Source organism: Flavobacterium sp. NLM, from assembly GCF_002210235.1.
GTDB lineage: Bacteria > Bacteroidota > Bacteroidia > Flavobacteriales > Flavobacteriaceae > Flavobacterium > Flavobacterium panici.
Genome location: NZ_LIAC01000006.1, coordinates 193700 through 214684, shown reverse-complemented (window position 1 = coordinate 214684; position 20985 = coordinate 193700). Strand labels below are relative to the sequence as shown.

Sequence of the window (20985 nt, the reverse complement as noted above, 5' to 3'; positions counted from 1 at the left end):
ATTATATCCTTTTTAATACTATTTTTTCACTTTCCTTTGCAATCATAGTTTTATAATATTCTTTGAGCATTTCATATTTTCCTACCGGAAAAATAGCCTCGTTGATTTGATGCACAATTGACAACTGCAATGTATTCCCTGCAACTGCAACATCAAATTTAAAAACTCCCAAATCATCTTCCATAACTAAGTTTAATGATTTTGGCAAATTTTCGACTGTAAAATTAGCCGGAATTTTAATTATGATAGCGTATCGTTTTGCAAAAGGAAATCCAAAATCGACTGGATATTCTCTTTTTTCTTGTCTAAAAGGATTTTTTTCATTTAAGAAAAAAAGCATAGGGTTTATATATATTTTATCTCCAATTATTTCAGAAAGATTTGATCCTGTAAAAGAAAATGATTCTGAAACTGGTTCTGAAATTTCATTTTGATTTATTCTTTTGTAATTACTTACTTCAATTTTGCCGTTTTCATTTTCAATTTTCTCAATATAATTTTCTTCATTCTCTTTAGCTGTTTTTGTCCTAAAATTGAATGCATTATAATCTGAGTATTGTCTTCTTGCTTTTCCTTCTATTTTTCCATCTTCTTTAACATCAAAAATCATAGAAACAAGGTCGTTGGAGTTTTTCTTAGGCATTAGATCTACTGTTTCTGAAGTTCCATCTTTACGAATTAATCTCCCCACCCAGTTTAAATCTCTTAAAGGCAGAACATTTACAGTTGAAAATTCATCTGTTGCATCTAACAAAGCAATTCCTGTTGGAGTTTCTATTCCAGCTATTACATAATTAAAGCCTTGGGTACTAGGAAAAAAATTAATTCCATTAGATCTGGTACTTATTAAAACAGGATTTGCTTCTAAACCTGAGTAACGAAGCATTGCGGTGAGCATTAAATTAATGTCCGCACAATTTCCTGATTTCTCTTTATAAGCCTTTCTTACCCCTTTCTCACACCCATATCCTAAATAATTATTCCATTTTATATTAGATTTTACATAATTAAGAATCGTTACCATTTTATCTTCGGGTTTTGTTTTCCCTTCTAAAAGCAATTTAATATCTTCTTCAAAATAACCTGTTTTATTTAATTCCGGACCAAAATCTTCATATTCATAAATTGTTTTTGCAACCGTTGGCCAATCTGTAGAAAACGATTTAAAAAAACTTCCCGGAATAGAAATGGTTTCTAGTTCGTGGGAAATAGAAGCGCAGTAATTTTTTACATTGTTAACGTAGTCTTCCTCTTTCATGGCTGGCAGATTTTGAAGACAATAGGTCGTTTCCTTTGCTAAATAAGTATAAGTATTACTTGCTATTTGAGTAGTCACTTTTGGAATAAAAAAGCCTGTAATATTTCTTTTAAAAATAAATGCGTCAGGAATTATTGTTTTAAATTCTGAATAATTAACCGGAATACTTTTTTGAAAATCCCAATCTCGAATACCTCCTCCATAGCTTTTAATTTTATATTCGATAACAGATCCTTCTTTTACATCTGGAAAAGTGATTTTTTTCAACCAATAATTTTTATTGTTTTTGTCTATGAATTCACTTTCCGGTTTTAATTTAGATTTTATAATCTTTCCGTCAGCCAAATTGTATGTAAAAACATCTGTTAGACTAATTGTGTTTGATTTTCCAGTCGGAAATGCGAATTGCGCATTAGCCCAATCATATCCTTCTTTTTTGTAAATTTTTATTCGTATCTGGATAGTTGTATGTGAATCACTGTTGTCAATTTTAGAAACTCCTTTACAAAATAAAATTGCTGCAACCGCTCCTGAATCGAGAGGATGTACTTTTTCTTCAAGTTCAGCAATACTTACTTTTCCTAACTCGTAGTTTTGGGATTGTACCTTTACAATAAAAAGAAAAAACAAGATAAATACTGAACTTGAAAATTTCATACTTAGATTCTTTTTAAAACTATTTTTTCTGTCTCTTTTGCTACCATTGCTTTGTAGTATTCTTTTAGCATTTCATACTTTTCAGCAGATACAATTGCTTCGTTTATTTGATGTATAACTGATAATTGTAAAAAATTTCCATTAGCTGCTATATTAAATTTAAAAGCACCAAGGTTATCTTCCATAGTTATAGCAGCCGGAGCAGGTAAAGTTTCAACTGCAAAACCTTCAGGAATTTGAATTGTGATATTATATTTGTCAGCAAATGGATAACTAAAATCTACAGGATATTCTCTAACTTCTTGTGTAAATTGGTTTTTATCTTCTGTAAAAAAGAGCATTGGATTCACATAAATCTTATCAGCAATAATTTCACATAAATTTGCTCCTGCAAAAGAATATGTTTCAATTAAAGGCAATAAAATGTCTTTTTCATTTGTTTTAGAATACTCGCTGATTTCAATTTTATTATTTAGATTTTCAAGTTTTTCAAGATATTCTTCTTCCTTGAAACTACTAATATTATCTCTCGCAACCATTGCATTAAAATCTGTATATTGTCTTCTGGTTTTTCCTGTAACTTTCCCTTCGGCATCAATTGCATAATTCATAAATACATTATCGCCTGAGACTTTTTGCGGCATTAAATCAATCTGCTCAGAACTTCCGTCTTTTCTAATCAAACGACCATTCCAGTTTAATGTTCTTAAAGGAAGGATATTGGGAGTTGAAAATTTATCTGTAGCGTCAAGTAAAACATTTCCATTTGGAGTTTCTACTGCCGCAATAACATAATTAAATGCAGTTCTGTTAGGAAATAATGGAATTCCGTTAGAACGTGTACTTACTAAAACTGGGTTTGCTGTTAGCTCCGCATAACGTAACATTGCAGTAAGCATCAGATTTATATCTGCAATGTTTCCTGTTTTTTCTTTGTATGCCTTTTTAACACCATTATCACAACTATACCCATAATAATCGTTCCATTTTACATTAGATTTCACATGATTAAAAATAGCCCATATTTTTTCTTCAGGCGTTTTTAAACCTGTAAGCAATTTTTTCAAATCATCTTCAAAATAACCTGTTTTATTTAGTTCTGCACCAAAATCATCATAATCATAAATTGTTTTCGCAACAGAATTCCAATCTGATGAGAATGATTTAATTGGACTATGCGGATATTTTGTCATTGATAATTCCTGGCTCAAACTGACAGTGTAATTATCAATATTATTAATAAAGTTTTCATCTTTTAACGCCGGTAGATTTTCTGCAATATATGTTGTTCTTGTTTCTAAAAAGTCTAATTTCTCTTGTGATGTACTTGCACTAACAACTCCGTTTTTACCTTCTCTATAGGTGTAAGAAATAGATCTATTTATTTTCTCCACACTTATTTTTGGACTGATAAATCCTTTAAAACTATTATTATAAACAAAATATTCAGGAACATTCATTCTAAATTCTGAATAATTCACAGGGATCTGATTCTGAAAATACCAATCCCGTGGACTTCCAATACTACAGTTTTTTATTATATAACGAAATTCAACAATAGAACCTTCCTTAACATTTGGCATTGTAAATACTTTTTGAGACCAATATTTATTAATTACTTTTTCAAATTCACCCTCACTTTTTAATTTTGTTTTCTCGACCTTTCCATTAATCAAGTTATATGTTACAGCATCATTCACAAAAACTTTCTCTTTTGTGCCATTGCCCGCTGTATAATATCTTACTTTTTTTGTTGCCCAGTCATATCCTTCTTTTTTATAAATTTTAATTTTAACGGATACTTCTAACTGGGTTGTAAAACCATGATCTTCATCATAATCAAAAGTATTTTCACCTTTTTCAAAGAGTATTGCTGCGACTGCTGATGTATCTTTTGGATGTTGTTTTTGTTTTAGTTCTTCTATAGAAACTTTTCCTAATTTAAATTCCTGCGCATTTACTTTTGAAATAAACAACAATAGAATTGCCAGGCTAAAAATCTTGATTTTCATTATTTTATTTTTGATTTTGGTTAGTTTTTGTTTAATATAATTTTTGCATTGTCGTTTCTTGATACCTGCTCTATAAAAAGACGGTATTCATCATATTCTTTATTTGAATATTTTCCTTTATTAACAAACATAGAGCGTTTGTAAATCAGTTTATTGTTGTCTTTTTTGATAATTTCGGTTTTATATTCTCCAAATTTGCCTTTTAATTCAAAGTTTGAAGGCAGAAATTCTATTGAAAAACCTGCTGGAAGATTGATTTCGATTTCATCTGTATCTAAATATCCACGCTGAATTTGAAATGGATTTTTACGGTTTCTGATTCGTTTTATACTTCCTGTATATTGATTAAAAGCATCAACCACAAACATCATTTTAGTACCGGAAATTGTTCCATAATTTGAAGCATTAATCTGAGCATCTTCAATAAAACGAACATTTTCCTTATCGTTTGTAAAAGTTATTTTGCCCAATTTCAAATTATTGATATTATCCCAATAGTCTTTATAATGTTCTTCTCTTTCATTTGGTTGCATGGTTTCAACTCTTGACTTTGAAGCATATTGACTTCCTTGCGATGCAATTTTTAAAACACCAGAAAAGTTGCCGTTTTCATCAATTGTATAAGTTCCTTTTCCTTCCTGAGTATTTCCTTTATCATCGTAAATTTTAGTACGAACAATTTCTCCCCCTTCTGGTTTTACTACCAAAACATCACGATCATCTGTAAAAATTCCCTGATATCCAAAAGGATCATCCTGACTTGTACATTCTAACCAGATATAATTATTACCGTTTGGAACAGCAAGAATCATATGATTGCCCTGCATCGAAACAAAATCTGACTGAATATCTAACTTATAACGATCTCCGTATAAAATGGTATTATAAGATGGAACATCTACAACCTCAAGAAGTGCTTTTGTATAATTTGATAATGCTTTACAATCTCCATATCCTAAACGATCTACGTCGCTGGCAAACATAGGTTTCCACCCGCCAATACCAACTGCAATATTTACGTATCTGGATTTTTTTTGAACATAATCATAAATAATTTTAGCTTTCTTGACAGGATCTTTTTCGTCTCCTACAAGTGCTTTTATTTTTACTTTTGTTTCTTCGGGTAAAACAGTGGTTCCATTTAAGATTTTCTCTCCGTACCATTTTCCAAATGCTTCCCATGTAGTCGCTTTTCCGTCAACTCCTTCCAAGTGAAAATTTTCTAATCCCATCATAACTTTTGGAAAAAGCTCTCCGTAAGAAGGACTTAAATCTTCTTGTTTCTGAGCCACAATATTTGTTGCTGTATAACTTAAATTAGTATCTGTATCAGCCGTTTTTTTAATATTGAAACCATCAAATCGGAACTCTTTCTTTTTAAATCCCAATTCTTTAGGAAAAGTAACATTCAAAACACATTTCTCAACACTTAGATTATAAGCACTCAGGAAATACCATTGCGGTATAAAAGCTGTATTTGAAGTTTCCGTTTCACAGGTGTAAACAATTGTAAAAGGATATGAGATTGGAGTATAGTCTAAATAAAGTACCCGATTATCTGAAAATAGCGTACTGCCGCTAACTGCACTTTGATCTCTAAACTCTTTTTTCCTGATTTTTTTTATTTCATTTCCTAATGCATCATAAACTACAGCTTCAATACTTTTTATTGAAGTCGTTTTATCATAATGTGCATAGGCATCAATATCATTTAAACCTTTTTCATTTAAAACAGAAACCACTCTTTGGGTTTTGATATTCATACTTCTTTGTGAAGCAATAACAATATCCATTTGATCTAATCGAACAACAGCATTAGCATTTTGTTTAAGACTATCGGCAATAGTAACTGTAGAATAATTAGTCTTCTGGGCAGAAGAAATAAGGGAAAATAAGATAAAAAAAAGCCTAAAACAGGTAGATTTCATTAGTCAGTAATTTCGTCAAATATATATTATTTTTAGAAATTCTTAACATTTGTTGAGTTTATTTTTACTCTCTGTTTTTGCTGTCGATTAAGATCGTTACAGGACCATCATTTAACAAACTGACTTTCATATCGGCACCAAAAATTCCGGTTTGTATCTTTTTGTCAAATTCTTTTTCTAAAGCTTTTATAAAGTTCTCATACATAGGAATTGCAAACTCCGGTTTTGAAGCTTTTATATAAGATGGACGGTTTCCTTTTTTTGTAGAAGCATGAAGTGTAAATTGACTGACAACAATAATTTCTCCGTCAACATCCTGAACCGAGCAGTTCATAACATCATTTTCGTCACCAAAAATTCTCATTTTTATAATTTTTCCGACAAGCCAGTCAATGTCTTCCTGAGTGTCGGCATCTTCAATTCCAACTAAAACTAATAATCCTTTTTTAATGTCGGCTGTTTTTTGACCGTCAACGGTTACTGATGCCTCGGAAACTCTTTGAAGAACAATTTTCATTTTTATTTTGATCTAATGCGGCGTAGTTTATAGGCCACAGATTACACGGATTAAACAGATTTTAAATTCTAGCGTTAGATGCACCGCAGTGGATCTATACATTTGAATACGTTGTGTGATTTTTTTGTTTGGAATTTGGAATTTGAAAAAAATTGGAATTTAATTATTTTCTCGTTTCGTCACTCGCTGCACGATCATCACCATAAATATCAGTACGATAATGCTCCTCATCGCCTTCAAGAATTTTAAGGTAGCTATTGTAACGTGACCATGCAATTTCATCTTTTTCTAGAGCTGCTTTTATGGCACAATGCGGTTCTTCTTTATGGAGACAATTGTTAAACTTGCATTGGTCTTTCAGTTTGAAAAATTCCGGAAAATAACCGCTGATTTCTGATGGTTCCATATCAACGATTCCGAAACCTTTAATTCCCGGAGTATCGATGATTCGCGCATCAAAAGATAAATCATACATTTCGGCAAAAGTAGTTGTATGTTGTCCTTGTTTGCTTTGTTCTGAAATTACAGTTGTTTTTAAATGCAGACTTGGTTCCATCGCATTTACCAAAGTTGATTTCCCAACTCCCGAATGTCCTGAAAACATACTTACTTTTCCAACCATCATTTCTTTAAGTTTATCAACTCCTTTATTTTCTGTTGATGAAATTCGGAGGCATTTATATCCAATTTCGGTATAAATATGCTGTAAGTAAAGCTGATCGTCTAAAGTCTGTTCATTGAGCGTATCGATTTTGTTGAAAATCAAAACAGCTTCAATTCCGTATGCTTCGGCAGTAACTAGAAAACGGTCAATAAAACTTGTTGTAGTTGGTGGATTATCAATAGTAATCAGTAAAAAAACCTGATCAATATTTGATGCAATAATATGAATCTGTTTGGATAAGTTAACTGATTTACGAACGATGTAATTTTTTCTTTCGTGAATTTTATGAATCGTTCCCGTTAAGGCATCCGAAGTTTCTTCTAATTCATAATCGACAATATCGCCTACAGCAATTGGGTTGGTACTTTTAATACCTTTCATTCTGAATTTCCCTTTCATACGGCACTCAATAAAATCACCTTTTTCAGATTTTACGGTGTACCAGCTTCCTGTAGATTTATATACGATTCCTGTCATTCTTTAATTTTAGATTGTAGATTTTAGATTTTAGATTGCTCTTATAACTAAAAAATAAAAGGCAAAATTACGTTTTTAGAATTGAACAACGCAACTTCGCCTTTTAAATTTGAAATCTCTAATTTGAATTTATGAATCTTACCAGACTATTTCAGCTAAAACTTCATTTTCTTTCACTTTTCCAAGCTGAATTGTTTTTAAAGTTCTGGATGTTTTACCTGCCTTAGTTGTATAAATTTCAACCATAATTGTAGCTGGGCCATTTTCAGTTAATTCTGTTTCTCCAAAATAATTGGTTTTAATTTGATATTTACCTTTTACAGCATTTCGAATTATATATTGTTCCGGGCCATAACCTTCTGTAAAATCTTTAGAAAATCTTCCTCCAATTTGTGTTGAAGTATGGCTGTAGTAACATTCTTCATTTGTTGGTTCAATAACATGCAAGTCTAAATCGACATCCATTTGGTTCCAGTTCATAATAATTCGAATATCAACTGGCTTTTTTGTTGTATATTTTTTATCAAGTTTTCCTGTTTTCAAACCTGAATGCTCTGCCATCAATCGATTAATATCCATTAAAATAATATCTTCAACACCTTCATACTGCCCGTCCATTTCTCCGTAATAATTTACTTCCAAAGCTTTAATTAATTGATCAAAAGCTTCCTGATATTTTCCAGCATCTTCAAGAGTCAATGCATAATCTCTTAAACTTTGTGGCTCATGTTCTCTCCATTTTGCAACTTGTTTTGCGGTAAAAACTGTATCATTATAATCTTTCCATTGGCGTAAAGTATAAGTTAGTGTTTTATAAAGCTGATGATTTTCTAAACCTAAATCGGCAATATTACTGATAATCAATAATGCTTTTTTAACATCTCCCTGATTGTAGAAGAAATGCGCCACGTCAAAATAAAAACTTGGATTTCTTTCCTGTGCTTTTCTTAATTCTAAATACAAATCGTATTGTTTTTCTTTTGGAGCTTTTGCTAAAGCTTTTAAATACAATCGATCTGGATTCCAACTTTTTGTTTGGACAACTCCACTATTTGAAGACTGCTTTTTCGTTGTTATTATAATAACTCCATTTGCCCCTCTGCTGCCATAAGAAGCAATTCTCGAAGCATCTTTCAAAACATCTACGGTATCGATATCATCTGACTTTAAATCGGTGAATTCACCCTCATAAAACTGACCATCAACTATAATTAAAGGCTTTTTTGAATCTCCGGCTAAATATCCCTGATCTAGATTTGAATCTTGTGGAATATCTCTATTTTTTGAAATACCTTCTGAAATAGCACCAACAACATCTGATTTTTTTTGAGTTCCATATCCTACAACAATTGTTTCTTGTGATTTAGCAGCATTTGTCTCTCTTTGTATTACTTCACTTCCAACTTTTTTATCTTTTATTTCAGTAACTGTAGGCGCAACAAATTTTACCTGATCAGCTTTTGGCGCAGACGATGCGGGAGATGTCTGAATTACATTATTGTCTTCCTCAATAACCATTTCTGCTGCTGACCCTGCCCCAATCGGTTCATCTATTGTCAAAACAGCATCTGGATCTCCTTTTATAGTTTCACTTCCAATTGTTATATCCGCATCTCTACCTCTTGCCCCTGGCGGCGGTGGCGGTGGTGGCAGTAGAACTTGTCCTTTGTGTTTATACTTAGATGCTATTTTCTGTCCTTTATACTTAATATTTTTTTTCCACCAACTATCTAATCCGTTAAAATAACTGTCTATATTGTCCCAATTACTTTTTTGCTGAGCCAAATTAGTATCGTGTTCCTGTTTTTTAATTCTGTCAAATTCAGCACGTAATTCTGCTGGCGGAATAATATCATACGAAATATAATCGCGAATATCTTCTAAAACAATCAACGAAGTATTTTTAGTAATGATGCCGTATTTCTTTCCCAAAAGTTCAATTTCATCAGCATTTTTAGCATATTCAAAATCAAGATTGGCTATTTTTTTCTGTGCCCAAAGTTTTTCAATATTTACATCATTAGTGTTTTGGATAGTACCATCAAGCGTAATTTTTCTTTCTAAAACAGCTTCATTATTATATCCGAATAATAAAGTGATTTCGTTTTTTGGATTTAAAGAAATTCCCGAAAAACTAAAATTCCCTGAAACTGAAGTTCCTTCTATTGGAAACAAATCAGTCACGGTTAAATTTTCTTTTATTCCTAAAAATTTCAAATTTGTATTTGTCAATTTATCCAAAGCGATTTCAGTATTGATCTGATTTAAATTGATAAAATTACCACCAGTCTGCATTGCTGAATAATTCAGAAAAGCAAAATCAGCAGACACTGAAGAAGTGATAGTATAAATTGTTTTTTTAGTTTTTGGCAGAAGATTTTCACTTAAAGAAGATAATCCATCTGTAAAAAACAAATATTCATCCTGACCAGTAAAATTCAGCTGCGAAAAACGTGTTCCTCCATCGTATTTTGTTTTCTCTAAAACTGCTTTTAAAGCATCCCAATTTCCGTTAGAAACAATATATTCTTGTTGTTTGTCAAAAGTATAATTCAAAAAGCACAGCGTAACTTTTGTGTTTTTTATTTTCTGAAAATACGCATCCAGTAAATTCAATTCTTTCTTTACATCCCTGTTCTGACAGCTTAAAGAATTATCCCAAATTAATCCAATTGAAGCTGGTACCTTTTTGGTCGTTTTATTTCCTTCAATAAAAGTATTTCCGTAAAAATAATGCTGTCCGCCAACGTCCTGCATCAAAACACTCGGAATGCTTTGCTGTATCGGAATTTTTAGCACTATTTTTTCTGCAGGCTGGTAATTTTCTTTTTTAACTGAAGCCTGAAAAGCTTGATTCCATTTTGAAAAGACAATTTCGTTTCCTGAATTCTGAGTAACGGTTGGTGCTATTGAAGTTCCTAAAACCGAAACATTAATTTCAAACTGATCTAATTTTCTCGGAAAACGACTTACCAATTGATACGCCAGATTATCTTTATCAAAAGCCGAAAGTTCTTCTTCGTAACCAATTATTACAGTTCGTTCTCCATTTGGCATTAAAGGATAAATCCTTGTTCTGAAATTATTTCCATCTACTTTCTCCAACAATCCCGGATCAACGCGACGGTGTTCGATTGCTTCAAAAACCTGTTTCCCTTTATTTTTATTTACAGGAACGGCTTCTCTCATTTTTCCATTGATATCAATGGCATATCTTGAAACCGAAACATTTTCCGGTAACGGAAAAATAAGTTCTGCTTCCATCTGTCGAGTTCCAGAATTAAAAAAATGCATTTCGGCAGTGGTGTAAGCGATATTCCCCACAACTTTTACATTGACTAAAAGTTTGTTCATTCTCACTTTTTCAGCATCATCACCTTTAACATTTAGTTCAGGGCTTTGTGCAAAAGTTTTTGTTCCTAAAAACAGTATAAAACAAAATAAAAATTTGAAGTTAACTTGAAACATTGCTGGCATAAAAACATTGGTTTTAGATTTCATAACGTGAAAGTTAAGGTTGTATATTGATATAGAGAACAAAAAACATCAAAAGGTTGGGAGGATAATACTTATTTTCCAAAAAAAATCTCCAAAGCCTTACGACAATGGAGATTATAAAATTTTACGATATAAGTGATATAAGAAAATCTAATAATTGGATTTACAAAAATCAAATAAAACTTATAACATTTATATAACTTATATGGTTTTAGAAAAAATTATGCGTTGAAAATCTTCTCTTGGTGACCAATACTTTCCTGGTGAATTGCTTTGAACATTCTCAAAACAAACTCCTCAGTAAGACCTTTTTTCTCACCTTCTAAAATCATCTTTCCTAAGATTTCGTTCCAACGATTGTTTTGAAGAATTGCAACGTTTGCATCTTTTTTCACCTGACCAATTTCGTCAGCTACTTTCATACGTTTTCCTAACAATTCTAATAAGTTAGCATCAAGAACGTCGATGTTAGCTCTTAGTTTAGTCATTTTTTGGCTGTACTCATCTGTAGTATCATCCGTTTTTCTGATCGTCAAATCTTTGATGATTTGTTTCAAAGCATCTGGAGTAACTTGCTGCGCAGCATCAGACCAAGCATTGTCTGGATCGAAGTGCGTTTCGATAATCATACCATCGTAGTTCAAATCTAAAGCTTCTTGCGTTACTTCAAAAATCATTTTACGATCTCCTGTAATGTGAGATGGATCGATGATTAATGGTAAATCAGGGAATTTATTTTGTAATTCGATAGCAATTTGCCATTCTGGAATGTTTCTGTATTTAGTTTTTTCGTAAGTAGAAAAACCTCTGTGAATAACTCCTAATTTCTCGATTCCAGCCATGTGTAAACGCTCAACACCACCTAACCATAAAGCCAAATCCGGGTTTACAGGGTTTTTAACCAAAACGATTTTATCAGTTCCTTTTAAAGTATCAGCAATTTCCTGAACCGCGAAAGGGTTTGCAGTTGTACGGGCACCAACCCATAAAACGTCGATATCATGTTCTAAAGCTAGTTTACAGTGAGCCGCAGTTGCAACTTCAGTACCCATTAATAAACCAGTTTCAGCTTTAGCTTTTTGTAACCATTTTAAACCAATTTCCCCAACACCTTCAAATCCTCCCGGACGCGTTCTTGGTTTCCAGATTCCTGCTCTGAATACACTAACTTTTGAATCTTTTAATTCGTGAGCAATTTTCAATACTTGATCTTCTGTTTCTGCACTACATGGTCCAGCTATCACAAGTGGGTGATTTAAATTGAAATCTTCTAACCACTTTCTCATTTCTTTTTTATTTTCCATCTTAATTTATAGTTTACTTTTTAATTGTTAATCCGTTTAATATCTCTTTTATTTTATTTGTGCTTTCCATTTCTTCAAAAATGGCGTTGTAATTTTCATCTTTCAACAAATCCCTAAACCTACTGAGATTTGAAATGTATTCCTCTAATGTTTCCAGAACGTGTTCTTTGTTCTGCTTAAAAATCGGTGTCCACATTGCGGGAGAACTTTTTGCTAAACGAACGGTGCTTTCAAATCCACTTCCAGCCATATCAAAAATATCCTGTTCGTCTTTTTCCTTATTCATAACCGTTTTACCCAGCATAAACGAACTAATGTGCGACAAATGCGAAACGTAAGCAATGTGTTTGTCGTGCGAAGTTGGGTCCATATATCGAATCCTCATTCCTATTTCGCTGAAAAGCTTTAACGCCTTTTCCTGCAATTTAAAAGTGGTTTTTTCCACTTCGCAAATAATATTTGTTTTTCCTTTAAACAAACCTTTTATTGCCGCCGAAGGTCCTGAAAACTCCGTTCCTGCTATTGGATGTGTGGCAATAAAATTTCTTCTTTTTGGATGACTTGCTACTGCTTCACAAATTGGCTTTTTCGTCGATCCAACTTCAAAAACAATTGTTTTATCTCCAACCGAATCCAAAACTTTAGGCAAAACCGTGAGCGCCACATCAACCGGAACCGAAACGATTACAAAGTCGGCTTCAGCCAAATCTTCAAAACTTCCTGCTTCGTCGATAACTCCTAAATCAATGGCTTCCTGCAAATGTTTTTCGTTGCTGTCGATTCCAAAAATCGTCGAATCAGGATGTTGGTCTTTGATGTCCAGCACCATCGAACCGCCTATTAATCCTATTCCTATTACGTATACTTTCATTTTACTTCCATCGTTTATTTCCTACTTCCCCTTCTATGTGCTTTTCTATTACTTTTTTCACAACATTATTTGCATTTCTCTCCAGCGTTCTTCTTCCTAATATTCTATGAATAATTTCTTTTATTTCTGTTGCTTCTGCTTCTTTTTTCCATTCTTTTATAATTCTAACTGATCTTCCAAAATATCCATTTTCATCTAAAAATTTTTCAGAAACATAGTCATTGATTTCACATATGAAAATTTCATTTTTAGAATTTCTTACAACAACTATATCACCAATATCCATCCCACTAATCCAGCACCAAATAAAGTAATCACATTGTTTTGGTTCGTAGGTTATATATCTATCTTTAATTAATTCGTTTTTAATTTCATAAACAATATTTCGTATTTGACGTCCTGAAATTAATGCTTTCGGAAAAATTTGTTTTTTAAATTCTATAACACTTTGAAGTTTATTAATTTCTTTTTCTGCACAAACTCCATGTTGGCTATAAATAAATGGATTATCTGTAGAAATATCCTTTATGTGTGTCATTTTATCTGTTCTCAAAAACCAAATATTTCCCATAATATTATATTAAAATCTATCAATCGCTTCTTGTACTTTTTCTTCTTTCACACACAATGAGAATCTGATATATCCTTCACCATTGCTTCCGAAGATTGTTCCCGGTGTAATAAAAATATGTTTCTCATATAATATTTCGTCAATGAACTTTTCTGCTGATGCTATTCCTTCCGGAAGTTTTGCCCAGACAAAAAGACCTACTCCTTCTTTATAAACTTTACAGCCTAATTTCTCTGCTAGTTTTTCTGTTAATTCTCTACGGCGTCTGTAAATTTTGTTTTGGTCTTCAAACCAGGATTTATCACATTTTAAAGCGGCGATTGCGCCTTTTTGAATTCCGTAGAACATTCCGCTGTCCATGTTGCTTTTTACTTTTAGAACCGCATCGATAATTTCAGGATTTCCTAAAACCATTCCTACTCTCCAGCCGGCCATATTGAAGGTTTTGCTTAATGAATTCAATTCTAAAGCCACATCTTTTGCACCTTCAACCTGCAATAAACTCATTGGGTTATCATTCAAAACAAAACTATACGGATTGTCGTTGATCAATAATACATTGTGTTTTTTAGCAAATGCTACCAGTTTTTCAAATAACGCTAAACTTCCTCTTGCTCCTGTCGGCATGTGCGGATATCCAAGCCACATAATTTTTACTTTCGAAAGATCTAATTTTTCAAGAGCTTCAAAATCCGGTTCCCATCCATTTTCTTCTTTTAAATCATAATAAACCGGAACTGCCTGAACTAAATTAGTTACCGAAGTATAAGTTGGATAACCTGGATTCGGAATTAAAACGTGATCTCCTTCATTTAAAAATGCTAATGAAATGTGCATAATTCCTTCTTTTGAACCCATTAATGGTAAAATCTCATTATTCGGGTTCAACTCAACACCAAACTGATCTTTATAAAAATCTGCCATCGCCTGTCTCATTTCCGGTAATCCCTGATAGCTTTGATAACCATGTCCGTTTTCGTCTTGAATTGCTGCAGCGACTGCTTCAATTACTACTTTTGAAGGGCTCAAATCAGGGCTTCCGATTCCCATATTGATGATCGATTTTCCTTCAGACATCAGCTGACGAACTTCTCTCAATTTTGATGAGAAGTAGTACTCTTCAACTGTATCTAATCTTTTTGCTGTTGTAATCATTTTTTTTTATTTCTTTAGGCTTTAAGCTGTATGCTTTAGGCTCTTTTTTAACTTTCTAACTTTGTGGGCTTCGACTTCGCTCAGCCTGACAATTTATTATTTCAACCCTTTGGAATTTAAAAAAATTGGAATTTCCTTTTTAAGGTCTTGTATTTTTATATTCTCCTAATACTTTGAAATATTCTGCCATGATGTTTAATAACGTTTTGGCTTTTGCAAAATCTTCGTATTTCTCAAATGTCACGTCTACGAAGAATGAATATTTCCAAGGTGTTTCAATTTTTGGAAGCGACTGGATTTTTGTCAAATTCAGTTTGCAGTCACTCATAACATTTAAAACTGCTGCCAAACTTCCTCTTTTATGATCTAATTCAAATTTGATTGACGCTCTGTTGATTTCACTTTCCGGCAAAAATGAATTTTGCTTTTTAATGATTACGAAACGTGTCATATTATTTTTAATCGTTTGAATTGATGATGCAATAATATCCAAATCGTACATTTCAGAAGCTGTTACACTTGCAATGGCAGCAACTCCTGTTAACTGCTTTTCCTGAATTCTTCTAGCTGTTTCGGCTGTATCTTTATCCTCGATCAATTTGATATTTGGATATTGTTTCAGGAAATCCATGCATTGCAAAAGTGCCATTGGGTGCGAGTGAACTTCTTTTATATCTTCAATTTTCTGACCTTTTAAAGCCATTAAATTTTGCTGAATGTTTAAATAATGCTCTCCAATAATGTGTAAATTATTCTTGTCAATCAAAGCATAATTCGGAATAATTGGTCCTGCAATTGAATTTTCGATGGCCATAACCGCCTGATCTGATTTTCCGGCAATAAGGCTGTCGATCAATTCTTCAAAAGACAAACATTCATCAATATCCACATTTTCAGAGAAATACTCCTTCACAACCTGATGATGAAAAGATCCTTTAATACCTTGTATTGCAATTTTCGTTGTCATATATTCAAAAAAAAATCCTGATTTGCATCAGGATTGTATATTAGTTTTATTTGTCTTAGAAATATTTCTCAAATAACCATAGCACAATCCTGACTTCTACTAAAGAAGAAATAAAAACTGTTGCTAAAATAAAAACGGTTAGTTGCCATTTTGTTTGTGTTATTTTGTAAATTCTCTGCGAATGTATAAATTATTTTTACTGCACCAAAAAAAATATTGCATTTTATGAAACAAAAAGGGATTTCTTAACAAATTTAGGGCGTTTTGTATGATAATATAAAAATATGGGCTTAAAATGAGATATTTACAATGAGGATTTTCTAAGGGGCTAAGATTCTGAGTTGCTAAGGTTCTGAGTTTTTTACAGCCCTAACCTTTTAGACCAATTTTTAGGAGAACGAGAAGTGTGAAAAATACCAATTACAGATATTTGATCTTTTTCTACTCGATAATGAATTCCATAAGGAAATCTTGAAATAAAATGCATTCTTATATTTTTATACTTCTTTTGAAATAAATCAGGATTTCTTGAAATAGAATCAATTCCTGCTTCCAAACAAAGTTCAAAATCATAAGAAAGTCCAATTCTTTGCTCTTCATACCAAAGAACAATATCTTCGATGTCGAATAAAGCTTCTTTTACAAAATGAAGTTTATACACTTATCGCAAAGATTTTAAATGAGCTTTAACCTCATCCCAAGAATATAATTCTGTTTTTCCTTCTTCTAAATTTTGTATACGAATATCTAATTCCCTTTTTACGTCATCAGAAATTTCCAAATCTTCTTTAGAAACACTGTCCCACAACTGCTCTGCTAAAACAATTTTTTCAGCATTACTATACTTAGATAAGTTTTTGATTTGCATATTATCAGTATTACTAGTATTATCAATATTGCAAATTTAATCAAATTAATTAACTTAAAAGTCTACAATTTACACCAAATCTATCCGCCTCTTCAAGAAATTCCCTAGCCACATTTTCATCTTCAATTTCTAAAATTATTATCTGATCTTCTAAAAGCGTATCAGCATTTGTTTTAGATTCAAGTAAAGACAAACCAAGCTTTTCATATTGCAATTTAGTGAGACATACCACCTGCAATCCGTATCTCCAACTTTCCATTATTACTTTTGCCATAAAATCTTTATATTAAAAAAGCAGCTATCATTACAATAACTGCTTTTATATAATTAAAAAAATCTAAAATCTCAGATCTACAATCTAAAATTATTAAGACCCACACATTTCACAATCCTCAGGATCTGCAGCTTGCGCTTTTAAAAGCATTGCTTTATAATCCTCAACGCTGATTGCTTCAGTTTCTGCAACTAATGATGGAGCTGTTTCTTCTTTTTTATCGTTGTTTAATGTGAATTTAATCGCATCTACAGCCGCTTTTGTTCTTAGGTAATACATTCCTGTTTTTAAACCTGACTGCCAAGCGTAAAAGTGCATTGACGTTAGTTTAGAATAGTTGGCATCCTGCATGAACAGGTTTAGCGATTGAGACTGGTCAATGAAATATCCTCTTTGACGAGACATATCGATAATATCTTTCATCGACATTTCCCATACTGTTTTGTACAATTCTTTTAAATCTTGCGGAATCACATCTATATTTTGAACAGATCCGTTATTACGCATAATTTCTTGTTTCAACGTTTCGTTCCACAAACCTCTGTCTACCAAATCATGAAGTAAATGTTTGTTTACAACGATAAATTCTCCAGACAATACACGACGTGTGTAAATGTTTGATGTATATGGTTCAAAAGCTTCGTTGTTTCCTAGAATTTGTGAAGTCGAAGCTGTTGGCATTGGCGCCACTAGCAATGAGTTACGAACTCCGTGTTCTACCACTTCTTTTCTTAATGAAGCCCAGTCCCAACGGCCTGATAATTCTTCATCTTTCATTCCCCACATATTGTATTGGAATTCTCCTTGTGACATTGGAGAACCAGCAAATGTAGAATACGGCCCTTCTTCTTTTGCCATTTCCATAGAAGCAGTTACAGCAGCAAAGTATAATGTTTCGAAAATCTCTTGGTTTAATGTTTTAGCCTCATCGCTTGTAAACGGCATACGCAACATAATGAAAGCATCTGCTAAACCTTGCACACCTAAACCTACCGGACGGTGACGCATGTTAGAGTTTTCTGCTTCTTTTACTGGATAGTAGTTTCTGTCGATTACTTTGTTCAGGTTACGAGTTACACGTTTTGTAACATTATAAAGTGCTTCGTGATCAAATTTTCCGTTTTCAATAAACATTGGTAAAGAGATTGAAGCCAAGTTACAAACTGCAATTTCATCTTTAGAAGTAAACTCCATAATCTCTGTACACAAGTTAGAAGAACGAATTGTTCCTAAATTCTTGTGATTCGATTTACGGTTTGCTGCATCTTTGTACAACATATATGGTGTTCCGGTTTCGATTTGTGATTCAAGGATTTTCTCCCATAATTCACGAGCGCGGATTGTTTTTCTTCCTTTTCCTCTAAATTCATAATCCGTATACAATGCTTCGAATTCATCTCCGTAAACATCATACAATCCCGGACATTCGTTAGGACACATTAAAGTCCATGTTGAATCTTCCTGAACACGTTTCATGAATAAATCTGAAGTCCACATTGCGAAGAATAAATCTCTTGCACGCATTTCTTCTTTTCCTGTGTTTTTCTTTAAATCTAAAAAATCAAAGATATCAGCATGCCATGTTTCGATATAAATCGCAAAACTTCCTTTACGTTTTCCACCACCTTGATCTACGTAACGAGCTGTATCGTTAAATACTCTCAACATTGGAACAATTCCGTTTGAAGTTCCGTTTGTACCACGAATATAAGATCCGGTTGCACGAACGTTATGAATAGAAAGCCCGATTCCTCCCGCTGACTGCGAAATTTTTGCGGTTTGTTTTAATGTATCATAAATACCATCAATACTATCATCCTGCATTGCCAAAAGGAAACAAGAAGACATTTGAGGTTTTGGAGTTCCTGCGTTGAACAACGTTGGCGTTGCGTGTGTAAAGAACTTTTTAGACATTAAATCGTAAGTTTCAATTACCGATTTTAAATCGTCTAAGTGAATACCAACTGAAACACGCATTAACATGTGCTGCGGACGCTCTACAATTTTTCCGTTTATTTTAAGAAGATAAGAACGCTCTAAGGTTTTGAAACCAAAATAATCGTAATTAAAATCTCTTGTATAAATGATATGAGAATCTAAAAAAGCAGCATTTTCCTGAATCACTTTAAATACGTCATCAGCAATTAATGGTGCATCCTGACCATTTCTTGGATTTACGTAGTGATACATATCTTTCATCGTTTCTGAGAAAGATTTTTTTGTATTTGAATGTAAATTAGAAATCGCCACACGAGCTGCTAATTGTGCATAATCTGGATGTGCAATAGTCATAGATGCCGCAGTTTCTGCCGCAAGATTATCCAATTCAGAAGTAGAAACTCCATCATACAATCCTTCGATAACTCTCATTGCTACCTTAACCGGATCTACAAGCTCATTCAGGCCGTAACACAATTTTTTGATTCTTTCTGTAATCTTGTCAAACATTACAGGCTCTCTGTGTCCATCTCTTTTTACTACATACATAAGCTTACTTTTTAAAGTTATTGAATAAATGAAAGTAACTAGAAAACGAATTCCAGTCCTTAAACATTGCGTGTTTTTAAATTATTTTTCGAGAATTACAGGATTCTCAATAGTTGTCCTTTCCCAATTTGAATATCAAACCGAAAAGCCGTTAAAATTGCTATTAAATCTCCGATTTGGGTGATAGAGATTTAACCTAAAATGTTCTGTAAAAATTAATCCGGGCTTTAGATAAAATTATCCCGAATTAAAAAAATGCTGTTGTTCTAAAAATCTGCGTCAAATGAAATTTTTTGAGCATCGCTGTCTGTGTTCATCACACCAGATTTTTGATACTCGGCAACACGTTTTTCAAAGAAATTAGTTTTTCCCTGAAGAGAAATCATGTCCATGAAATCGAATGGATTTGCAGATCCATATACGCGCTCGCAACCTAATTCAACCAAAAGTCTATCTGCGACGAACTCCAGGTACTGTGTCATTAAACCTGCATTCATTCCAATTAAACTTACCGGAAGAGATTCTGTTACAAACTGTCTTTCGATATCCAGTGCATCAACAATAATTTCTTTGATTCTGTCTTTTGGTACTTTGTTTACCAAATGGTGATTGTGCAAGTGAACTGCAAAATCACAATGTACGCCTTCGTCACGAGAAATCAACTCATTAGAAAAAGTTAAACCTGGCATTAAACCACGTTTTTTCAACCAATAAATTGAACAGAAAGCACCTGAGAAAAAGATTCCTTCAACAGCAGCAAAAGCAATAAGTCTTTCTGCAAATGAATCAGACTCGATCCATTTTAAAGCCCACTCTGCTTTTTTAGCAATTGCAGGGAAAACTTCTAAAGCATTAAACAATTCTGCTTTTTCTGCTTCATCTTTTACATAAGTATCAATTAATAGAGAATAGGTCTCACTATGAATATTCTCCATCATGATTTGAAAACCGTAGAAAAATTTTGCCTCAGCATATTGAACTTCATTTACAAAGTTCTCAGCAAGGTTTTCATTTACGATTCCGTCAGAAGCAGCAAAGAATGCTAAAATGTGTTTAATGAAATATCTTTCGTCATCATTAAGTTTATTGTTCCAATCTGTCAAGTCCTGATGCAAATCGATTTCTTCAGCAGTCCAGAAACTAGCCTCCATTTTTTTATACCATTCCCAAATATCATGATGTTTGATAGGAAAAATAACGAAACGATTTTTATTTTCTTGTAAGATTGGCTCTACTTGTGACATGACAAATTTTGTTAAATTTTTATACTGAAACTTTACTAATTCAGTAGACTACAAAGATTGTCATTTCACGCCAAAAATGAAAGCCAAACTTATTCACAATTTGATGTAGTTTTTAACAAAGGTTAAAATTTGAAACATTTTTCATACAATAATTAATTTACTGTAAATGAACACATTAAATACATCAATTACACCTTGAAGCCCCGTAGAATATAGACTTTTAAATATAAAAA

The 20985-nt window shown here is 32.7% G+C and carries 16 protein-coding genes; all 16 read right to left on the bottom strand.

What is annotated here, in order from left to right; translation table 11 throughout:
* Position 1 precedes the first annotated feature (1 nt).
* Positions 2–1915 (bottom strand): DUF3857 domain-containing protein, encoded by a 1914-nt coding sequence (locus APR43_RS09665; RefSeq protein WP_053472526.1) that lies wholly within the window; start codon positions 1913–1915, stop codon positions 2–4.
* 2 nt (positions 1916–1917) lie between these two features.
* On the bottom strand, positions 1918–3927 hold the full coding sequence (locus APR43_RS09660) for a DUF3857 domain-containing protein (protein WP_053472525.1): 2010 nt from the start codon (positions 3925–3927) through the stop codon (positions 1918–1920).
* A gap of 20 nt (positions 3928–3947) precedes the next feature.
* Positions 3948–5855 (bottom strand): DUF3857 domain-containing protein, encoded by a 1908-nt coding sequence (locus APR43_RS09655; protein ID WP_053472524.1) that lies wholly within the window; start codon positions 5853–5855, stop codon positions 3948–3950.
* Positions 5856–5919: 64 nt separating this feature from the next.
* Positions 5920–6372 carry a D-aminoacyl-tRNA deacylase gene (dtd, locus tag APR43_RS09650; RefSeq protein WP_053472523.1) on the bottom strand — a complete coding sequence of 151 codons (453 nt, stop codon included), beginning with the start codon at positions 6370–6372 and terminating at the stop codon, positions 5920–5922.
* A 163-nt stretch (positions 6373–6535) separates the two neighbouring features.
* Complete coding sequence (gene rsgA / locus APR43_RS09645; protein ID WP_053472522.1) at positions 6536–7513, bottom strand: ribosome small subunit-dependent GTPase A; 978 nt, start codon at positions 7511–7513, stop codon at positions 6536–6538.
* Positions 7514–7651: 138 nt separating this feature from the next.
* A complete protein-coding gene (locus APR43_RS09640) occupies positions 7652–11014 on the bottom strand; it encodes a VIT domain-containing protein (RefSeq protein ID WP_053472521.1) in 3363 nt (1120 codons plus the stop codon).
* Positions 11015–11232: 218 nt separating this feature from the next.
* Positions 11233–12315 (bottom strand): bifunctional 3-deoxy-7-phosphoheptulonate synthase/chorismate mutase type II, encoded by a 1083-nt coding sequence (locus tag APR43_RS09635; RefSeq protein ID WP_053472520.1) that lies wholly within the window; start codon positions 12313–12315, stop codon positions 11233–11235.
* Positions 12316–12328: 13 nt separating this feature from the next.
* The gene (locus tag APR43_RS09630; protein WP_053472519.1) at positions 12329–13186 is read right to left on the bottom strand and encodes a prephenate dehydrogenase; all 858 of its coding nucleotides are present in this window, start codon (positions 13184–13186) and stop codon (positions 12329–12331) included.
* A 1-nt stretch (position 13187) separates the two neighbouring features.
* Positions 13188–13757, bottom strand: coding sequence for a hypothetical protein (locus APR43_RS09625; protein WP_053472518.1), 570 nt, complete (start codon positions 13755–13757; stop codon positions 13188–13190).
* 9 nt (positions 13758–13766) lie between these two features.
* The gene (locus APR43_RS09620; protein ID WP_053472517.1) at positions 13767–14912 is read right to left on the bottom strand and encodes a pyridoxal phosphate-dependent aminotransferase; all 1146 of its coding nucleotides are present in this window, start codon (positions 14910–14912) and stop codon (positions 13767–13769) included.
* 139 nt (positions 14913–15051) lie between these two features.
* A complete protein-coding gene (locus tag APR43_RS09615; RefSeq protein ID WP_053472516.1) occupies positions 15052–15879 on the bottom strand; it encodes a prephenate dehydratase in 828 nt (275 codons plus the stop codon).
* Positions 15880–16240: 361 nt separating this feature from the next.
* The gene (locus tag APR43_RS09610; RefSeq protein ID WP_053472515.1) at positions 16241–16540 is read right to left on the bottom strand and encodes a type II toxin-antitoxin system RelE/ParE family toxin; all 300 of its coding nucleotides are present in this window, start codon (positions 16538–16540) and stop codon (positions 16241–16243) included.
* A complete protein-coding gene (locus APR43_RS09605) occupies positions 16541–16747 on the bottom strand; it encodes an addiction module protein (RefSeq protein WP_053472514.1) in 207 nt (68 codons plus the stop codon).
* A 49-nt stretch (positions 16748–16796) separates the two neighbouring features.
* On the bottom strand, positions 16797–17021 hold the full coding sequence (locus APR43_RS09600) for a hypothetical protein (protein ID WP_053472513.1): 225 nt from the start codon (positions 17019–17021) through the stop codon (positions 16797–16799).
* 93 nt (positions 17022–17114) lie between these two features.
* The gene (locus APR43_RS09595; protein ID WP_053472512.1) at positions 17115–19508 is read right to left on the bottom strand and encodes a ribonucleoside-diphosphate reductase subunit alpha; all 2394 of its coding nucleotides are present in this window, start codon (positions 19506–19508) and stop codon (positions 17115–17117) included.
* A 266-nt stretch (positions 19509–19774) separates the two neighbouring features.
* Positions 19775–20752, bottom strand: a complete 978-nt coding sequence (locus tag APR43_RS09590; RefSeq protein WP_053472511.1) for a ribonucleotide-diphosphate reductase subunit beta — start codon at positions 20750–20752, stop codon at positions 19775–19777.
* Between the last annotated feature and the right edge of the window lie 233 nt (positions 20753–20985).